Genomic DNA, 19,149 nt, shown 5'->3' with positions numbered 1-19,149 from the left:
CAGTCGGAGGCCGAACTGCTGACCCATAACTCGCTCAACGGGGCGACCGGTGGTATTTGGCGGGTGAACCGCGATGGCCGGAGAACAATCTTGAAGATCGCGGCACCGCCGGGCCGGAACGGGGTGCCCGCGCACTGGGCGGCGAGCACCGACCAGGGCCACTGGAACTACTGGCAGCGAGAAGCCCTGGCCTACCGCGATGGGCTGGCGAAGACTGCCTATTCGGCGGCGGGCATCCGCGCTCCGGCCCTGCTGGAGTGGACGGACCGGCCCGACGGGTCGGTCGCGCTGTGGCTGGAGCACGTCGACGGTGTGCCCGGCACCGCGGCAACGCCCGCGACGCTGGGCGACTTCGCCGAGCGGCTCGGCGCTGGGCACGCGTTCTGGCTGGGCCGGCGCCCCACCGAGCCATGGTTGTCCCGCGACTGGCTGCGCGACTACACCACGACCCGCCCCGTCACCGAACCGATTCCCTGGGACCATCCCACCGCGGCCTCCGCCTGGCCGCACGACCTCCGGGCCAGCCTCCGAGAGCTTTGGCTACGCCGGTACGACGTGCTGCGGGCCACGGATGAGCTGCCCCGCACCCTCTGCCACCACGACGTGTGGCCGACGAACCTGATCGTCGACGACTCGGGGCCGGTGCTGCTGGACTGGAGCTTCGTCGGTCCCGGTCCACTCGGCGAGGACGCCGCCAACCTCATCCTCGACACGTTCTTCGACGGCCTGGTCGACCTGGTCCTGATCGACGAGGTCGTCGAACTGGTCACCACCGGTTACCTTCGCGGCCTCGCTGGCGCGGTGGACGCCGCCACCGTCCGCCGCGCCATCCAACTCACCGGCGCCGCGAAGTACTTCTGGTTAGCCCCCGCGATGCTCAACCGCCTCGTAACCACGCCCACGGATGCCCGCCAGACCTACGACCTCCGTGACACGGTCACCATCTTCACCGGCCGCCGCCGCCCGCTGGAGTTGGTCGCCGCCTGGTTCCAGCAGAGCCGCTGACCCCAGCTCTGAACGCTAACCAGGTTCAGCCGGACCGGATGCCGGATCTGACCACCCTCTCGGTGGAACACACGGGATGTCGGCCGGCAAAGCTGGCAACAGATCAAGAAGCTGCCCGATGGCGCGCCGATCCGAATGGAGGTAATGGCTTGAACCCCGACCTGCGGGAGCTCATCGCGGAGCTGCGCACCGACCTGGAGGCGGACCAGCCGGCGACGCTGGTGTGGGCCGAGATCTACGACGGCGCTCCGGCCGACCAGATTCCCGCAGCTCTGCCGCGGTCGGTCCGGGAGCTGTTGGAGACCACCAACGGCCTCCGGGCCGGCTCGTTCGACCTTCGCGGAACTGACCTGCTCGGCGACGTCCAGTACTACATCGAGCTGATGCCCGAGTTCACCGGCGTCGCGGACGAACCGGGCGAGTGGCTGGTCTTCGGCACGCTGAGTGACGAGCCGCTGCTGATCCGACGCGATACCGGCGCGGTCTGGTACTTGCCGGCGGAGACCACCGACGAGTGGTTCATGCGTGAGACGTTCCTCGAAGTCGCGCCGGACCTCGACTCGTTCCTCGCCTACTACGTCTTCGGGGCCGGGTACGGCGAGGTCGGCTCCGACAACGACGATTGGTGGGGCTTCCTCGACGAGCAGGGCCTGACCACGCCCGGCGACGACGAGGACGAGGACACGGACGACTGACCGCGGCACGAGGTGATCTGCTTCCCGCGCGGCCGGGTCGACTCGACATCGCTGCGGAGCATGGTCGTCGATCGACCCAGGTCTGTCGATCCTTCGTTACCGGACGTTCGGCACCGCGTCGACTTGGGTCGATAGGGTTCGTTGGCCGCCACCGACGGCGGCTTGTGCGGAGGGACATCGATGCGCAGGACAACGGACTGGCAGGCCCGCGCACTGGGCGCTCTCGCGGTTGCGGTCGCGTTGGTGGCGGCTCTGCTGCCGGCAACCCCTGCGGTTGCCGCGAGCGTGGGCTTCAAGGCGGCGACGCTGAACATCTACTACGGGCTGAGCCAGGCCGACTTCGTGCACGACCTGAACCTGATCGCGTCCAAGGCGGACCTCGTCGGTCTCAACGAGGTCGGTGCCCGCAAGGCGTTCCTGGAGAGCTGGGCCGCCGACAACGGCTGGTGGTTGTACGCGCCGGGCGGGACCAACCAGGCTGGCGAGGCGTTGATCGCCAGGAAGAGCGTGTTCGACGTACTCGACAAGGGGTCGATTTTCGTCTGTGACACCAACGGCCCGGGCGAGGTGCCGCCCGCGCGGTACAACAACTGGGTCAAATACCGGCACAAGGCCAGTGGCCGCAACGTGACCCACATCAACGCCCACGCGGTGGCCAGCATCGAGAACGCTGGCCGACCGGAGGACCTGCCGCGCACCAGGTGCGCCGAGGCGCAGTTCCAAGGCCTCAAGGACCTGGCGGTGGACAAGCAGGACGAGGGCCAGGTCATCGTGAGCGGTGACCTCAACGTCGACTTCAGCGCCGACCGGAGCTACGGGTACGCGAAGTTCCCGTGGCAGGTCTTCGAGGCCAACGAGCTGCCGAATCTGCGCTCCAACTACAACCTCTACGGCGAGAAGGGCACCGGGACACACGGCAATCGGCACATCGACTACGTCTACTTCTGGAAGCGGCTACCCGGTCACCAGGTGATGTGGATGACCGATTACGACATCGTCGGTGCCACCAGGTCCGACCACAACGGTGTCGTCGCGACGTTCTCCATCCAGAACTGACGCGTCCGCCTTCGGCCGACCATCGGCCTCCGCAGCGGTCTGTGCCTACTGTTGGTCAGGTCAGGCCTGCCGCCACACCCGGAACGTCTGGTCGAGCCGCCACGTGCCGTCGGGCTGGCGTGCCTCGTTGCGCCACCGGAACTCGTCTGACTCGATGTCGGAGAAGGTCCAGCGGAGGTCGCCGCCGTCGAGCACGATCTGCTCGCCGACGCGAGAGGCAAGGAAGGTGTGCGTCCGCCGCCGTCCCGGTCCCACCCACGTCGAGCGCCAGACCCCCGCGCCGGCAGCGGGGTCGGGGAATCGCACGCTGACGCCGTGTTCGACACCCGGCAGGATCCAGACATCGGTGGTGGCCCGGCCGCCCAAGGCGTACCCGAAGTGCCACTCGCCTCGTCGAACGGTGGAGGACCCGTCGGGGTCGTACTCGGTGCAGTCCAGCGCCCAGGAGCCGGTGAACTGTCCGAACAGGCTGAGGTCGACGCCGTGGGCCGGCTCGGCGGCGAGGAAGGCGGCACCGATGGCATCGGATGACGTGAGCACCATGCCAGAACGATAGCGCCGGCCGTGGCGGCGCGATCAAGGTGAGCGAACTTCTTCGATCCTTGACACCCGTTGATGCGATCGCTAACACTGGTCCGCAACGCGAACTTAACGAGCAGAACACATTGCTCCTGTACCGCGTGGCGAGTTGATCTTGTTAACGCTAACATCGATGGCCGCCCGGAGGAGGAGTCGTCACCGTGATTCCCAGGCGAACGTCCGCGGCATCGACCAGCGGGCCGGCGTCGGCGCCGGACGGTGCGGCCACCCCGCGCTGGGCCGACACCGGCAGAGCCGACCACCGGTGGCGGCTGCGCTACGGGGCCAACGGCTACGTCCGCCTCCGGTTCCTGGCGCTCGCCGCCGTGGCCGCCGCCACTCTCGTGGTGGTCGCCGACGGACCGGCGCAGGCCGCCACGTTGCCGACCGGCGCCGTCTCGCTGGAGGCGGTCAACCAGACCGGACGGTACGTGCGGCACATCGACTACCTCGGGCAGCTCGATCCGGTGACCTCCAGCAGCGCCAACCAGGTCAAGCTCGATGCCACCTTCACCGTGGTCAACGGCCTGGCCTCGCCTGCCTGCTACTCGTTCCAGACCAAGACGGGCCTGTTCCTGCGACACCGCGACTACCGTCTCCGGATCGACCCCAACGCCGGTGACGCGGGGTTCCGGGCCGACGCCACCTTCTGCGCGGTCGACGGCTCGGTCTCCGGCTCGGTGGCGCTCGCCTCGTACAACTATCCGACCCGGCGGATCCGGCACCGTGACTTCGCACTCTGGCTCGACGCCTACCAGGACACGGCCGCGTTCCGGGCGGACAGTTCCTTCCGTCTCGTCGCGCCGTGGGCGCCCAGGACCACCAAGGGACCGGTCATCCCGGGCCTCTTCGCCGACCCGCACCTCGCCGTCTTCAACGGCCGCTACTACCTCTACCCGACCACCGACGGCTACGCGAGCTGGGCCGGCACCTACCACAAGGCGTTCTCCTCCACCGACCTGGTCAACTGGACCGACCACGGCGTGGTCCTGGACCACGGCCCGGACGTGTCCTGGGCGGACAACTCGGCCTGGGCGCCGGCGGTGGCCAGCGCCAACGGCCGCTACTACCTGTACTTCAGCGGCGGCGCGGCCAGCGGCAACACCGCCAAACACCTCGGTGTGGCCGTGGCCGACAGCCCCACCGGGCCGTTCCGCGACGCGCTGGGTCGGCCGCTCGTCCGCAGCGACCAGTTCTCCGGTGGGCAGGCGATCGACCCGATGGTGTTCACCGACGACGACGGGCAGTCCTACCTGTACTGGGGTCAGGGCGTCGCGCGGGCCGTGCGGCTGAACACGGACCTGACCTCCTTCGACGCCGCGCAGGTACGGGTCAGCACGCCGTCGGGCTACAACGAGGCGCCGTTCGTGTTCAAGCGCAACGGCCAGTACTACTTCATGTGGTCGGAGAACGACACGCGCAGTGAGGACTACCGGGTCGCGTACGCCACCGGCCCGTCGCCCCTCGGGCCGTGGACCAGGCGCGGCGTGGTGTTGCAGAAGCGGCTCGACGTCGGCATCAAGGGCACCGGCCACCACTCCGTGGTCCGGGCGCCCGGTAGCGACACCTGGTACATCGCCTACCACCGGTTCGCTGTTCCGGCCGGCAACGGCACCAACCGGGAGACTGCCATCGACCGGATGGAGTTCAACGCCGACGGCACCATCCGTCCCGTCGTACCGACCCTCTAGCTGACCCGGATGCCCCTCCGCGAAGGAGAAAGACACATGTCGAGAGTCCTCGCGCGGCTCGGCGCGGTCGCGGTGGCCGCGTGCCTGCTGTTCACCACCTGGTCCGCGGCGACACCGAAGGAGGCGTCCGCACTCGACCCGACCGTCGGTTACCTGATGGCGCACTTCACCGGCGAGTCGTCGACCGCCCAGCAGATCTACCTCGCCCACAGCACCGACGGCCTGCGCTGGACCGACCTCAACAACGGCGGGCTCGTCCTGCGTTCCACAGTCGGCACCCGCGGCGTCCGTGATCCCGCCCTGGTCCGCTCACCGAACGGTGACCGGTACTGGATCATCGCCACCGACCTGTGCATCGGCTGTGGTCAGGACTGGTCGGCCGCGATCAACAACGGCAGCCGCAACCTCGTCGTGTGGGAGTCCACCGACCTGGTCAACTGGTCCGCGCCGTGGTTGCTGAACGTCGCCGGCGCGATCCCGGACGGACGCAACGCCTGGGCGCCGGAGGCGATCTGGAACCCGGAGACCGGCGACTACGTCCTCTACTGGGCGACGAACGTCCCACTCAACGGGGCGACCAAGCACCGCATCTACGCCGCGCGCACGACGAACTTCCGCAGCATCACCACGCCGCAGGTCTACATCAACCGACCCGGCAACCAGGAGATCATCGACACCCAGATCGTCGAGGTGCCGGCCGGCGTCGGCGCCTACCGGTACGTGCGGGCCTCCCGGGACGGCCAGATCGCCATCGAGGGCAGCAACTCCATCCTCGGCACCTGGACGAACCTCGGGAACCTGTCCGGCATCGGGCTGACCGGCGCCCAGGTCGAGGGCCCGATGTGGCTGAAGTACAACAACCGCGACGAGTGGGTGCTCTACCTCGACCAGTACTCCTCCGGGCGGGGCTACCTGCCCGTCCTGACCACCAACCCGTCGAGCCCGAGCAGTTACCGGCTGCCCGCGTCCGGCTCGTACGCCATGGGTGGCACCAAGAAGCGGCACGGCACGATCCTCAACCTGACCGCCGCCGAACAGAACCGGGTGCTCGCCCGTTGGCCCGTCACCGCCGTCAACCGGATCCAGTCGTACAACTTCCAGGACCGGTACGTGCGGCACTACGACTACGACGTCCGCATCGACCCGAACGTCAGCCCGGCCCAGGACGGCCAGTGGCGGGTCGTGCCCGGCCTGGCCGGCTCCGGCACGGTCTCCATCCAGTCGGTCAACTACCCGGGCTACTACCTGCGCCACTACGGGTTCGACTTCCGACTGGAAGCCAACGACGGCACCGCCACCTTCGCCGCCGACGCCACCTTCCGGCAGGTCGCCGGTCTGGCCAACTCCTCGTGGACGTCGTTCCAGTCCTACAGCCACCCGGACCGCTACCTCCGGCACTACGCCTACCTGCTCCGGCTCGACCCGATCTCCGACGCGCAGAGCCGTGCCGACGCGACCTTCCGCGTGACCAGCTAACCCCTCGAGCTGTCGAGCCTGGAGAGGCACGATCTAGTGATTGGACAACACATGAAACGGATAAGCCGGTCGATGCGCCGGACGTTGATCGCCCTGGTGGCCGCCGTGACGGCGATGGTCGGCGGCGTGGTCGTCGTCGCGTCGTCGCCCGCCGCCGCCGCCACCAACCAGTTCCGCGGCATGAACTGGGCCATGTTGGGTGACAACTTCAAGACCAGCCCGCTCGTCGTGCAGGGTCTGAGCATGTCCGACAGCAACGCGACGGTGCGGGCCAAGGCCAATGCCATCTACGACGACATGGCGTCCACCATGGGCGTCAACACCGTCCGGCTGCCCATCAACACCCATACGGTGGGTACTGCCTGGTGGGAGGCCTACCGAGGCGCCATCGACGCCGCCACCGCCCGCGGCTTCAAGGTCATCCTCGCCTACTGGGAGGACGCCGCCGCCTCCGGCGGCAGGATCACGAATCTCGCCGCCTGGAACACCATGTGGTCCACGGTGACCAACACGTACGGCTCGAACGCCAACGTCTACTTCGAGCCGATGAACGAGCCGCACGGTTACAGCTCGACGGAGTGGCGCAACGTCGCCGCGAACTGGCTCAGCTACCACACGTCGGCGGTGCCCGGCCGGGTGCTGATCGGCGGCACCGGCTTCAGCCAGGACCTGCGCGACATCTGCAACGACAGCCGCTTCAACTCGACGCTGCTGTCCTTCCACTACTACACCTTCTTCTACGGCGCGATGACCTACGACGGCTTCCGCAGCCACATCCAGGCCCGCCTCGGCAACTGCGCCTCGCGCGCGGTCGCGACCGAGTTCGGTGGCCCCATGAACGACGGTCGCAACTACGCCGACGCGGGCAGCACCGACAACTTCGTGCGCTACATCCGCGCCATGGCCCAGGTCATGCGGGACAACCAGATGGGCGGCACCTACTGGCCCGCCCTCGGCGGCAAGACCGGCACCATCGGCTACGACTGGTACTCGATGTTCGCCCTCACCGGCAGCGGCACCGACCTCAACCTGACCGTCCGCAACACCTCCGGCGCGGACCGGATCCGGTACGCGTGGGGCGACACCATCGGTGGCGGCGACCCGACGACGCCTCCGCCGTCGACGGGGACGTTCTACCGGGTCGACGTGCGGCACAGCGGCAAGGCCATGAACGTCCAGTCACCGAACACCGACAACGGCGCGCGCGTCAGTCAGAACACCTACGGTGGCAACGCCTGGCAGCAGTGGCAGTTCCAGGACGCCGGCAGCGGTTACTGGCGCATCGTCAGCCGACTCAGCGGAAAGTGCCTCGACGTGGTGAGCGCGTCGACCGCCGACGGTGCCGAACTGGTCCAGTACACCTGCGGCAGCGGCACCAACCAGCAGTTCCAGATGGTGACGAACGGCAACTACTTCCAGCTCCGGGCACGACACAGCAACAAGTGCGTGGACGTGCCGGCCGCGTCGACTGCGGACGGTGTCGTCCTCAAGCAGTACACCTGCAACACCGGCACCAACCAGCAGTGGTCCCGCACGGCCGTCTGACGGTCGGCCCGACGTCGTCACGAACCCACGGTGCGGCCCGTACACCTCGGAACACGAGGTGTACGGGCCGCATCGGCGTCGCGGTCACCGTTGCACGGGTGTGGCGCGTACGGCGAGCTGGTCGAACCTGATCCGCGCGATCTTCGGCGTGGCGTCCCCGCTGGTCTGCACCTTCAGGGTGGCTGTCGGGCTGGGAGTGTCCTCGACGATGACCACTTCCGTCACACCGGCTGGCAGGTCGGCCGGCCATCCCGCGTCGTCGGTCGGCTCACTGGTCAGCAGGCGCGCGGCACGTCCATTCAGGCCCGTGTCGGTGGCCCGCACCGCCCGCCACACCGCCGCATCGCCGGCAGCGCCCGGGTCGGTCACTGGCCGATCCACATCTGCAGGAGGTCGTCGTTGTCGACGACGCGACGCTCGGAGAGCTCGGCGAGCAGCTCCAGATGCACGGGTCCGTCGACGATCTCCGCCCGGTCGGGACGCAGCGCCCCGCCGAGACCCAGGGCCGGGACAAAGCCGTAGATGGTGTCGGGTCCCACCGGGCCACGCAGTGCGAGGATCCGATCGAACAGCGGCTTCCCATCGGCACCGTGCAGGTCAACACTGCGGCGGTCCTGGCACATCAACAGAGCGTAGAGCCGGTCATCGCGGCCATCGTCTGACAGCACGCGGCCCGACCGATCCGTATGGATCACCCACCCGTGCTGGGCGGTGATCGTCAACCGCGAACCCGTCTGCTGACCCCACACCTGCACATCGCCGAACGCGCTGCGGCTCACCGCGATCCATCGGTCTTCTCTCGGCAGGACGAGGTCGTCTGTCCACGCGTCGATCGCCGGCTGCCACACCTCGGGATCACACAACCAGAACAATCCGTTACCGAAGCCGGCGAATCCGTAGTGGCGCCAACATGCCAGCAGCAGGTCGGGCACAACGCCTGCGAACTGAGCCAGCCGACCAGCGGGGACCGGAGCGGAGTAGGTGGGACGTCCCCAATTCCCCGCCAACTCCGCCACTTCATGCTGCGCCATCGCTTCGCCCTTCACCATTGGACGTTGATGCGGGCCGCCGCCACCCGATCGTCCATGAGCACAACGGCAGCCTAGAGGTCCGCCGCTGCCGCCGTCGGTGCTGCGAGGGAGCGCCTGCGCGGTACGCGTGGACTACCCTCGCGACGTGGAAAGCACCGAGATCGACGCACCCATCGTCGGCGTCACCGTCTACCCCGACCGGGCCCGGGTCACCCGTCGGGGCAGCCATCGGCTGACCGCCGGAGAGCACCGTGTACGCGTCGCGCCACTCCCAATCGGCCTGCGGCGCGACTCCATTCGGGTCGGTGGTCGGGGCGCGGCCACGGTACTCGGTGTGGACCTGAAAACCTGGCGGCAGGCCCGCAGCGCCGACGCGCAGATCGTCACCCTCGAACAACGACAGCGCGAGCTGACCGACCAGTTGGCCGAGGTCGAGGACGCGGCCGGCATCGAAGAGCAGCGCGGGGAGTTCCTCATCCGGTTGGCCGAGCGCGCCGGTGGCACGTACGCCCGGGCGTTGGCCTCCGGCGACGCGGCACCGACCGACGTGGCGGCCTTCACCGACTCGGTGGCCGGTCAGCTCGCCGAGTCACGCGGCCGGCGGCGCGGGCTGTCCCGGCGGCGCACCGACCTGGCCGCGGAGGTGGCCGCGGTCGAGCGCGACCTGAACGGCGCGCGCGGCAAGCGGACGCCGGACCGGTTGGCCGCCGAGGTGACGGTCCTGGTGACGGCCGACGACGCGGAGGTGGAGTTGGAGCTGACCTACCTGGTCGATGGTGCGGTGTGGCGGCCCTCCTATGACCTGCGGCTGGTCGAGGACACCGTGACCGTCACCTGGTTCGGGCTGGTCAGCCAGAACACCGGAGAGGACTGGCCGGAGTGCGAGCTCCAGCTCTCGACCGCCCGGCCGGCCGCGACGACAGTCGTACCCGAACTGTCGCCCTGGTATCTCGACCGGCTCCAGCCGGCGCCAGCCTGGCCCGTGACGGCGGCCGGGCCGGTCGGGGCGCCGCCCCCGGCGCCGGTCGGGATGCCGGTGCCGGTACCGGGCGGAGGCCCGGCCCGGCCCGGGGCGCTCCCGCCCCGCCTGAAGGAGAGCGTCGCCCAGGTCGAGCAGGGCGTCAGCGCGGCCACCTATCGGCCGGCCCGGCCGGCAGCGGTGCCGGCCGACGGCAGCGCGCACCGAGCCACCATCGCCGTGCTGGACATGCCCGCCCGGCTGGACCACGTGACCGTGCCGGTCCGCGTCGCCGAGGCGCACCTGCGGGCCACGGTACGCAACACCTCCGAGCACACGATGCTGCCCGGTGCGGCGGCGGTGTTCCACGGCGCCGATTTCGTCTCGGCCACCCCGCTGCCGATGTGGGCGCCGGGCGAGGAGATCGAGCTGGGGCTCGGGGTCGACGACCGGCTGCGGGTGGAGCGCAAGCTGCACCGGCGCTCGGAGACCAAGGCCACGCTCGGGTCGACGCGGCGGCGGGAGGTGGACTACCGGATCACCGTCGCCAACCACACACCGCGGACGGCGACGGTCGAGGTGCGCGACCAGTTGCCGGTGTCCCGCGACGAGGCGGTGGTGGTGCGGGAGACGAACCTGGTGCCGCCGCCTGCGGAGCGTACGGAGCTGGGGGAGTTGGCCTGGCGGCTGTCGCTCGCGCCCGGCGCCAGTGGTGAGATCACCATCGGCTTCCGGGTGGAGCTGGCCAAGGGCGTGGAGCTGACCGGCTGGCGCGAGTAGGCGCCGCGTGGTGCCTCCGCTGCCGCGTCAACGGCAGAGCTGCACGTGCAGGGTGTCGTACACCCACTGCTCCCAGCGGTCGGGGGTCCAGCCTCGGTCGCGGATGAACAGCAGGTACAGCTCTGGGCTCAGCAGGCCGTAGAGCAGGTCGGCGGCGTGTTCGACGGTCAGGTCTGCCGTGGCGCCGGGCTTGGCGATGAGGCTGCGCGCGGCTGCGGTTTGGACTTCGAGGCGCGGATCGGTGTCCTGCTGCCACATCCCGGCCAGGCTTGGGTCCTGTGCTCCGGCGGCGCGCAGCACATCCATGATCGGTGCCACCCGCTGAAGCACCTCGCAGGTGCCGCTCACATGTGCCCGCAACTGCGCCTCGGCGGTGTCAGCCGCCAGAGCGTCGCGGAACCAGGCCCGCTGCATCGTGGGAATCGGCTCGTCGTCACCGGCGATGGTGACGTCGACCAGCTCCTTGAGCAGCGACGGCTTGTTGCCGAACGCGAAGTAGATGGTCTGCACGGCGACACCGGCCCGCTCCGCGATGCCCTGGAGCGTGGTGGCCCCGTAGCCCTGATCGACGAACAGCTCGTACGCAGCCTGCAGGATGCGTCGCCGAGTCTGCCGGGACTTCTCGCCCTTCTTGCCGGCGCTCTTGACCAGTGGCATGACTGCACTGTATCACTAGAGCCTGACTCTAATAACGAACTCTATCGAAGGGTGCAGCAATGTCTCTCATCCGGACCACCCGGTTCACCGCCGCCGCCTTCGCCGTCGCCCGCGATGTCACCGCGGAACAGGGCGAGCTGATCGCCGAGGACGGCTGACCCGATGACCGCCAAGCAGCGTTGGCTCGATGCCCGCTGGGCGTTCGTACGCGCCCACCTGCCACCGGCACCAGCCCGGGTGCTGGAGATCGGATGCGGCCCGGAAGGTGGCTTCGTCCCCGCGATGCGGGAGCACGGTTTCGCCGCCGTGGGCGTGGACCCGGTGGCGCCGTCCGGACCCGGATACCACCGGACGGAATTCGAGAAGCACCAGCTGAGCGAGCCGGTCGACGTGATCGTCGCCTGTACCTCGCTGCACCACGTCACCGACCTGGACGAGGTCCTGGCTCGGGCCGCCGAGGCGCTCACGCCGGGCGGCGTACTCATCGTCGTCGAGTGGGCCTACGAGAGGTTCGACGAGGCGACCGCGCGCTGGAGCTTCGACCGGCTGCCCGACAGCGGCGAGCGCGGCTGGCTGCACAGCCACCACGAGCAGTGGCTCGCCTCCGGGCAACCCTGGGACGACTACCTGGAAGGCTGGGCCGGGCGAGAGGGCCTGCACCGCGGCGACGCGATCTGCCGGGCGCTCCAGGCCCGCTTCCACACCAGGCTGCGCACCCATGCACCGTACTTCTTCCCCGACCTGCACCCCGTCAGCGAAGCCGACGAACAGGCGGCCATCACCGCCGACGGGATCCGGGCCACGGGCCTCCACTACGTCGCGACCAGGCCAGCCGCCGCCCTGGGCTGACCACGGCAGCCCCTCGCCTCCACCGTCGCGGTAGGACGGTTCGTCACCTGTCGATCCGTAGACTCCACCAGGAGTACGGTTTCGGTGCCCGACAAGCACGGGTATCGGCGGTACGTCGCCGGGCTCGGGACCGGCCAGCCCGGTGGCGGCGGACCGTGGGAGGGAGCGAGGGTGGCGCAGCGCAGAGCACTTGTGGTTCGGGGCGGGTGGGAGGGACACCAGCCGGTCGAGGCGACCGAGTTGTTCATCCCGTTCCTCGACCGTAGCGGCTATGCCGTCCGCGTCGAGGAGTCGACGGAGATCTACGCCGATGCCGCCGAGATGGCCGACACCGACCTCGTCGTGCAGTGCATGACGATGTCGCAGATCACCTCGGCCGAGGCGGCGGGCCTGAGCGCGGCGGTCAGCGCCGGTACGGGTTTCACCGGCTGGCACGGCGGCATCGTGGACTCGTTCCGCGCGTCCTCGGAATACCTGCACCTGGTGGGTGGCCAGTTCGCGACGCATCCGGGCAAGGAGCCGTGCGAGCGGCAGGGTGGCGCGGAGGACAACTTCCTACCGCACACGGTGCGCGTCACCGACCTCGGCCGGGAGCATCCGATCACCGCGGGTGTCGAGGACTTCGACCTGGTCACCGAACAGTACTGGGTGCTGCACGACGATCTGATCGACGTCCTGGCCGTCACGACCCACCCCACGCAGGCGTGGCATCCGTGGCACCGACCGGTCACGTCACCGGCGATCTGGACCCGGCGCTGGGGTGCCGGGCGCATTGTCGTGACGACCCCGGGACACAGCCTGGACGTGCTGGAGCACGCGAGTGTGCGTACCGTCATCGAGAGGGGGATGGTGTGGGCGACCCGCACGGCGTCGGCATCGTAGGTCTCGGGGTCATCTCCCGCGCCTACCTGGACACCCTCGCCCACCACCCCGCGGTGCGGATCGCCGCCCTTGCCGACCTCGACGCCTCCCGGTCGGCCGCGGTGGCCGCCACGATCCCCGGGGCCGAGGCGATGAGCGTCGAACGCCTGCTCGCCCGCCCGGACGTGCGGACGGTGCTCAACCTGACGATCCCCGCGGCGCACGCCGACATCTCGCTGGGCGCCATCGACGCCGGCAAGAACGTCTACGTCGAGAAGCCACTCGCCGTGACGTTCCCGGACGGCCGCACGATCATCGACCGGGCCGCGTCGGCTGGCGTGCGGGTCGGGTGCGCGCCGGACACCGTCCTGGGCACGGGCACGCAGACGGCGCGGGCGGCGATCGACGACGGACTCATCGGACGCCCGATGTCCGCATCGGCCGTCATGGTCACCGCGGGGCACGAGCGCTGGCATCCCAACCCCGACTTCTACTACGCCCCGGGCGGCGGACCGTTGCTGGACATGGGTCCGTACTACCTCTCGGCGCTCATCCACCTGCTCGGACCGGTGCGCGCGGTGGTCGGAGCCGCCAGCCGCCTACGCGCCGAGCGCGTCATCGGCTCGGGTCCACGGACCGGCCAGCGAATTCCGGTGGAGGTGGACACCCATGTCACCGGCGTGCTCGAACACGCCAACGGCGCTCTCTCCACCATCACCACGAGCTTCGACGGGGTCGCGACGACCGCCGCACCGATCGAGGTACGGGGGGAGACCGGCACGCTCGCCGTACCCGACCCGAACTACTTCGACGGAGAGGTCCGCCTCCGCGCGCTCGGCGACGACGACTGGCGGGTCCTCCCACCGCGGGCCGGTTACCTGGAGTCGTCCCGGGGCATCGGCCTGATCGACCTGATCACGGCCGACGGGAAACGCCCGGCACGGGCCGGCGGCGACATGGCACTACACGTGCTGGAGACGATGACCGCCCTGCTCCGGTCGGCAGCCGAGGGCCGCCGGATCGAGTTGACGACGGCGGTGGAGCGGCCCACACCCGTTCCGCTCACCCTCGTCGAGGACTGGAAGGGGTACCACGCAACCACGCACTGACGGCGCGACGGTGAACGGACCTGATTCTTCACTTCGATGTCACCTCTCGAACCCTCAGGCGACGTGTCGGTGACCGCCCGTCGGAGTGTGCTGTCAGCCGTCGCACGTACCCTGACCAGGAGCTGATTCGAGTGCCTTCCTCCCGTCGTACCTTCCTCGCGGGCGGCGCCGCCGCCGGCGTGGGCCTTGCCGTCGCCGGTGGGCTGCCGTCCCTCGCGCAGGCCAGCCCGGGGCGGCCGCACCCGCCGGTCAAGGGCGTTCCGACGCCCTTCCCGCCGCTCGTGGACGACCCGAAGGGGATCCTGGCCCTGCCGAAGGGCTTCAGCTACACCGTGGTGACCCGGACCGGCGTCACCCGGCTCGACCGTGGTCAGGGCGTGACGCCGTCGGACCATGACGGCATGGCCGTCTACGACGCCGGCCAGGGCCGGTACACCCTGATCCAGAACCACGAGATCGACCCGGGCGCCGAGTTCGGCGTACCGCACGTCAAGGGCACGGTGTACGACGCGGGCGCCGTTGACGCCGGCGGCTGCACCGTGATCAGGACGGACCGTGCGGGCCGCAACCTGGGTGAGTTCGTCGCCCTCTCCGGCACCATCTCCAACTGCGCCGGCGGGCCGACCCCCTGGGGCACCTGGCTCACCTGCGAGGAGACCGAGGACCGGGCCGGCGACGAGTGGGAAGAGGGCGACCGGTCCGGCGTCTACCAGAAGGACCACGGGTACGTCTTCGAGGTCTGGGCCGACGGCAGCGCGGACCCGAAGCCGATCAAGTGCCTGGGTCGCTACTCGCACGAGGCCCTGGCTGTCGACAAGGACCGCACCGCCATCTACCTCTCCGAGGACGCCGACGAGCCCAACGGCCTCTTCTACCGCTGGTCGGCGCCACGAGGCGTCAAGCTCGGTCCTGGCGTGCTCACCCGCCTCGCACCGAACGCGGGTGTCCTCGCCGCCATGCAGATCATCCTGGACGACGGCTCGGTGCTGCCGGACGTCGCCTACCTGACCTCCGCCCAGTTGGGCCGCCCCTTCCCCGTACGGTGGATCGAGGTGCCGGACCGCGACGCGCGGCACACGTCCGTGCGCGAGCAGTTCGCCGACGGTCAGGTCACCCGGGGACGCAAGTTCGAGGGTGTGTGGAGCACCGACGAGGGCGTGTACGTGGTCAACTCCTACGCCTGGGACGAGGGTGACCTGCCGGCCGACGCCGCGCCGCACGACGGCATGGTCTGGTTCTACAACTTCAAGGCTCAGACCATCCAGTTGGTGACGTACTTCCCGCACCAGACGGCGTCGGAGGAGGGCACCCCGGTCAAGTACAACGACCTCACCTTCGACGGCCCGGACAACGTCTCCGTCACCCCGTGGGGCAGTCTGGTGCTCGCCGAGGACGGCACCGGGGCCTCCCACGTGCTCAGTACGACCCCGGGTGGACCGACGTACGCGATCGCCCGCAACCAGCTCAACGATTCGGAGTTCTGCGGGCCGACCTTCACGGCCGACGGCCGGGTGCTCTTCGTCAACATGCAGGACCCCGGCCTCACCCTGGCGATCACCGGCCCGTGGGAGAAGTACCTGGGCTGACCGAGGGGGACCGGCCCGGTGGGGATCAGGTGATCAGTCTGATCCCCACCGCAGCCGCGCGCTGGACCGTCAGCCGACCTGGACCAGCCGCCAGTTGTTCCGGGTGCTGCCGTTGTCGGTGTACTGGACGGCCTGGGTGCCCCAGGTGCTGGAGCCGTTGAGGATGGCGAGCACCTTGCCGCTGTTGACGTTGCGGATCCGGTAGGAACCGTCGCTGTTGGCCACCAGCGTCCACCGGTGGTCGGCGGTGCCGTTGTCGCTCCACTGCATGACGCGGGCGTTGTCGGCGGTGGACATGTTCTCCACGCCGAGGACCTTGCCGCTGTTGACGTTGCGGAACCGGAACGCGTTGCCGTCGGTGACCCGGACCCAGTTGTGGTCGGCGGTGCCGGTGTCGCCCCACACCACCGCCAGACCGCCGTCGGCCGTGGACATGTTCTGTACGCCGAGAACCACGCCGGTGTCGACGTTGACCAGCTTGTAGGTGTCTCCCACCGGGGTGGTGCCGCCGCTCACGGTGGTCACGAAGGTCATCACGCTGCGGGCGGGAAGTGTGACGGTGAGCGAGCCGTTCGACATGGTGAGCGCGCCCTGGGGCGCGACGGTCCTGCTCCCGTCGGTCAGCCAGTTCGAGACGCTGCCGGACGCGGTGGTGTTGGACAGGGTGAACTGCTGGCTCACCGCCGAGGTGTTCTTGTTGACGGCGACGATCACGACGGTGTTGCCGCCGCGGTACGCCGAGACGTAGACGTTCGACGTCGGGTTCGCCGTCGCGTCGATCCGCTGGTATCCGGGGCGGACGAACCTGGCGAAGTGCGCCATCATGGCCCCGCGCTTGCTGATCTGGCCGTCCTCGCGCATGGGGCCGTAGCTGCGCCGCAGGTACCACCAGACGTACGCCTGGAACTCGGCGTCGACCATGGCGCGGTGGATGTGCTCGCCCACGTCGAGTGCCTCGGGCCAGGCGTCGCCCGAGTTCGTGTTGCTGTTGGGGTAGTAGACCTCGGTCATCCAGAGTTCTTTGCCCGCCCCCTTCTGCTTGAACAGGGGGTACGCGAAGTTCGAGTACGAGGTGCCGTAGAGGTGTGCGCCGATGATGTCCACGTTGGCCAGCGCCGTCGAGTCGTTGAGGATCGGGTCCGACACGGACTTCACGTACTGGAAGGACTCCGGCGCGATGACCCTGGTGCTGATCGAGCCGGCGTTCTCCCGCAGGAACCGGAGCATCTCGGTGCTGGTCCACCACGTCCACTCGGCCGCGTAGTCGGGCTCGTTCTGGACCGAGATGGCGTACAGGTTCACCCCGTTGTTGCGCAGGTGCGTGGTGAAGTTGTTCAGGTGCGTGGCGTAGGCGGCGTACGAGCTGTACCGCAGGCGCCGGGCGTTGGTCTGGCTGCCGCGGGTGAAGGTCTCGATCATGCTGGCCGGGGGGTTCCACGGGGAGGCGAAGACCGTTGCTCCGAGCGCGACCGCGCGTTGCGCCGTCGCCAGATCGGCGCTCCAGTCCGCCTGGTTCTCGTTGACGGGGATCCGCAGCAGGGAGAACCCCAACTGACCCTGGCCGGTGCCGAAGGCCGTGTCCCGCTGGGCGGCCGTCAGGTCGCCGATCCAGGCGGCGTGGGCCATGGCGCCGAAGCCCCGGATCGTCTGCCGGATGGCGGACGGATTGATGCTCGCCGGTGCGGCGAAGGCCGCCGTGGGCACCGCGACCGCGGCGACCGCCGCGACCGGTACGGCCCCCATCGTCGTCAGGACGGTTCGGCGGCTCAGCAATTTCCGTTCGCCGCTCACCGGCTCGTTCTGCTCGTGCGTCATGTCTCGTCCTCCTGGCTGGTGGTGGTACGCGCCTTCGCGGTCCCCTCGGCCCGGTCGGCACCGGTCTGTCGCGTCGTCACCGGGGGTGACGGGGATCCCGGTGGCGATGACCTGTCGATTACGATCGAGTGACGTAACTGTTAACGTTAACAATCACGGGAGTCTAAGTTCTGTCGTCGCCAAGGGTCAAGAACGAGCAGCTCAGTGAGCGGATGGGCACTCTGCGTGGCGGATGGAACAGTGCCGCCGCGCCACCGGTGCCGACGAGGTTGGCGGGCATCCTCGGGTTCGGCGGGTGGTGGCGCGGCGGCGCGTACTCTCGCTTGCCGGCGGCCTCAGCCGGTTACGTCGTCGTGCGTGACGGTGACGACGACCTTGCCGACCTGGCCGTTGGCCTCCAGGTAGCGGTGGGCCTCGGCGATGTCGCCGAGGTCGAACGTGCGGTCGACGACCGGGGTGAGGGAACCCGAGGCGATGCCGGCGTTGACGAACGCGACGGCCCGACGCAGGCGCTCCGGGTTCATGGTGATCTCGAAGAGGGTGTAGGTGCTGCTGGTCAGCGCGGGGTAGGACTGTGCGTTGGGCAGCGGCGTGGGGCGCTGGTCGAGTGCTCCGTAGACCACCAGGAAGCCGCCGGGAGCGATGCCCAGGGCGATGGTCTCGACGCCGGGGCCGGCGATCGGGTCGAAGGCCAGGCGGACGCCCTCGCCGCCGGTGATCTCCTTGAGCCGGGCGGGGAGGTCCTCGTCGTCGGTGACGATGACGTGGACCGCACCGGCGTCCAGCAGGCGCTGCTTCTTGTCGGAGCGACGCGTGGTGGCGACCGGGATCGCACCGAGGTGGCGGGTGATCTGGATGGCGGCCAGGCCGACGCTGCTGGAGGCGGCGGTGATCAGCACGTGGTCGCCGGGGCGCACCTTGCCGGACTCGACGAGGGCCCCGTAGGCGGTGATGTAGGCCATCCACGTGGCTGCCGCCTGGACCGGGTCGACGTGGGCGGAGCGGGGTACGACAGCCGAGGCCGGGACGATGACGTGGGTGCCGTACGTGCCGTACCTGCTCTGCAGGAACGCCGGTACGACCGCGACCGTGTCGCCCTCGGCGAGGTGGTCCACGTCCGCGCCGACCGCCTCGATCACCCCGGCGGCCTCGTAGCCGAGCGTGGAGGGGAACACGGGCTTGTCGAAGTAGACGCCCTCGCGGTACATGATCTCGGCCCGGTTCAGACCGATGGCGTCGACGCGGATCCGGACCTCGCCCGTGCCCGGAGCGGCCACCTCGACGTCGCGCAGGGTCAGAACCTCGGGACCGCCGAGCCGGTCGAACTGTACGAGTTTCGCCACGGTGCAGGAGTCCTTGCGCTAGGCAGTGTCTTCAAAGGATCATGGTGTCGGATGATGTAGGGCGTGAGTCGTCGCTACGAGTTGTCTGACGTCGAGTGGGATGCGCTATCGCG

General features: G+C 69.3%; 17 protein-coding genes. 11 read left to right on the top strand and 6 right to left on the bottom strand.

All coding sequences use genetic code 11. The features are described from left to right. The first annotated feature begins 90 nt into the window (after positions 1-90). The 3 genes from AB0A90_RS32030 (at position 91) to AB0A90_RS32020 (ending at position 2,756) form a co-directional block, all read left to right on the top strand. A complete protein-coding gene (locus tag AB0A90_RS32030) occupies positions 91-1,005 on the top strand; it encodes a phosphotransferase (protein ID WP_357255167.1) in 915 nt (304 codons plus the stop codon). Between the two features lie 149 nt (positions 1,006-1,154). After that, positions 1,155-1,700, top strand: coding sequence for an SUKH-4 family immunity protein (locus AB0A90_RS32025; protein WP_357255164.1), 546 nt, complete (start codon positions 1,155-1,157; stop codon positions 1,698-1,700). Positions 1,701-1,880: 180 nt separating this feature from the next. After that, positions 1,881-2,756, top strand: a complete 876-nt coding sequence (locus tag AB0A90_RS32020) for an endonuclease/exonuclease/phosphatase family protein (protein WP_357255161.1) — start codon at positions 1,881-1,883, stop codon at positions 2,754-2,756. Between the two features lie 60 nt (positions 2,757-2,816). Here AB0A90_RS32020 and AB0A90_RS32015 read toward each other — a convergent pair whose 3' ends face one another. Continuing rightward, positions 2,817-3,299 carry a hypothetical protein gene (locus tag AB0A90_RS32015; protein WP_357255158.1) on the bottom strand — a complete coding sequence of 161 codons (483 nt, stop codon included), beginning with the start codon at positions 3,297-3,299 and terminating at the stop codon, positions 2,817-2,819. Positions 3,300-3,496: 197 nt separating this feature from the next. Here AB0A90_RS32015 and AB0A90_RS32010 point away from each other — a divergent pair, with 197 nt between their 5' ends. From AB0A90_RS32010 to AB0A90_RS32000, 3 genes are all read left to right on the top strand, one after another. Further along, on the top strand, positions 3,497-5,026 hold the full coding sequence (locus AB0A90_RS32010; protein ID WP_357255155.1) for a family 43 glycosylhydrolase: 1,530 nt from the start codon (positions 3,497-3,499) through the stop codon (positions 5,024-5,026). Positions 5,027-5,062: 36 nt separating this feature from the next. Beyond that, positions 5,063-6,502: a glycoside hydrolase family 43 protein gene (locus tag AB0A90_RS32005; protein WP_357255151.1), complete on the top strand. Its 1,440-nt coding sequence runs from the start codon at positions 5,063-5,065 to the stop codon at positions 6,500-6,502. A gap of 72 nt (positions 6,503-6,574) precedes the next feature. Beyond that, positions 6,575-8,047: an RICIN domain-containing protein gene (locus AB0A90_RS32000; protein WP_357255148.1), complete on the top strand. Its 1,473-nt coding sequence runs from the start codon at positions 6,575-6,577 to the stop codon at positions 8,045-8,047. Between the two features lie 84 nt (positions 8,048-8,131). Here the strand turns inward: AB0A90_RS32000 and AB0A90_RS31995 are convergent, their stop codons facing one another. Both AB0A90_RS31995 and AB0A90_RS31990 read right to left on the bottom strand, forming a co-directional pair. After that, positions 8,132-8,416, bottom strand: coding sequence for a hypothetical protein (locus tag AB0A90_RS31995; RefSeq protein ID WP_357255145.1), 285 nt, complete (start codon positions 8,414-8,416; stop codon positions 8,132-8,134). Next, positions 8,413-9,093 carry a GAD-like domain-containing protein gene (locus AB0A90_RS31990; protein ID WP_357255142.1) on the bottom strand — a complete coding sequence of 227 codons (681 nt, stop codon included), beginning with the start codon at positions 9,091-9,093 and terminating at the stop codon, positions 8,413-8,415. Before AB0A90_RS31990 ends, AB0A90_RS31995 begins: the two co-directional genes overlap by 4 nt. Before the next feature lie 130 nt (positions 9,094-9,223). Here AB0A90_RS31990 and AB0A90_RS31985 point away from each other — a divergent pair, with 130 nt between their 5' ends. Next, complete coding sequence (locus AB0A90_RS31985; RefSeq protein ID WP_357255139.1) at positions 9,224-10,816, top strand: mucoidy inhibitor MuiA family protein; 1,593 nt, start codon at positions 9,224-9,226, stop codon at positions 10,814-10,816. Between the two features lie 27 nt (positions 10,817-10,843). Here AB0A90_RS31985 and AB0A90_RS31980 read toward each other — a convergent pair whose 3' ends face one another. Next, entirely contained in the window at positions 10,844-11,473 is a 630-nt protein-coding gene (locus AB0A90_RS31980) for a TetR/AcrR family transcriptional regulator (protein ID WP_357255136.1), read from the bottom strand. A gap of 162 nt (positions 11,474-11,635) precedes the next feature. Between AB0A90_RS31980 and AB0A90_RS31975 the strand changes: the two genes are divergently transcribed. The 4 genes from AB0A90_RS31975 to AB0A90_RS31960 all read left to right on the top strand — a co-directional run bounded on the left by AB0A90_RS31975 (position 11,636) and on the right by AB0A90_RS31960 (position 15,878). Next, positions 11,636-12,322, top strand: coding sequence for a class I SAM-dependent methyltransferase (locus AB0A90_RS31975; RefSeq protein ID WP_357255134.1), 687 nt, complete (start codon positions 11,636-11,638; stop codon positions 12,320-12,322). A 171-nt stretch (positions 12,323-12,493) separates the two neighbouring features. Then, the gene (locus AB0A90_RS31970) at positions 12,494-13,204 is read left to right on the top strand and encodes a ThuA domain-containing protein (RefSeq protein WP_357255133.1); all 711 of its coding nucleotides are present in this window, start codon (positions 12,494-12,496) and stop codon (positions 13,202-13,204) included. Continuing rightward, positions 13,174-14,292 carry a Gfo/Idh/MocA family oxidoreductase gene (locus tag AB0A90_RS31965; protein ID WP_357255130.1) on the top strand — a complete coding sequence of 373 codons (1,119 nt, stop codon included), beginning with the start codon at positions 13,174-13,176 and terminating at the stop codon, positions 14,290-14,292. The genes AB0A90_RS31970 and AB0A90_RS31965 overlap by 31 nt, the downstream gene beginning before the upstream one ends. 131 nt (positions 14,293-14,423) lie before the next feature. Further along, on the top strand, positions 14,424-15,878 hold the full coding sequence (locus AB0A90_RS31960) for an alkaline phosphatase PhoX (RefSeq protein WP_357255128.1): 1,455 nt from the start codon (positions 14,424-14,426) through the stop codon (positions 15,876-15,878). Between the two features lie 69 nt (positions 15,879-15,947). On the opposite strand, the gene AB0A90_RS31955 is transcribed toward AB0A90_RS31960, so the two are convergent. Further along, positions 15,948-17,693, bottom strand: a complete 1,746-nt coding sequence (locus AB0A90_RS31955; protein ID WP_357255126.1) for an RICIN domain-containing protein — start codon at positions 17,691-17,693, stop codon at positions 15,948-15,950. 335 nt (positions 17,694-18,028) lie between these two features. Further along, positions 18,029-19,036 (bottom strand): zinc-dependent alcohol dehydrogenase family protein, encoded by a 1,008-nt coding sequence (locus tag AB0A90_RS31950; RefSeq protein ID WP_357255124.1) that lies wholly within the window; start codon positions 19,034-19,036, stop codon positions 18,029-18,031. Between the last annotated feature and the right edge of the window lie 113 nt (positions 19,037-19,149).

It is taken from the genome of Micromonospora sp. NPDC049204, assembly GCF_040647935.1.
Classification (GTDB): Bacteria; Actinomycetota; Actinomycetes; order Mycobacteriales; family Micromonosporaceae; genus Micromonospora.
Note: the sequence above shows the minus strand (reverse complement) of the source record. Positions and strands in the feature narration are given on the sequence as shown.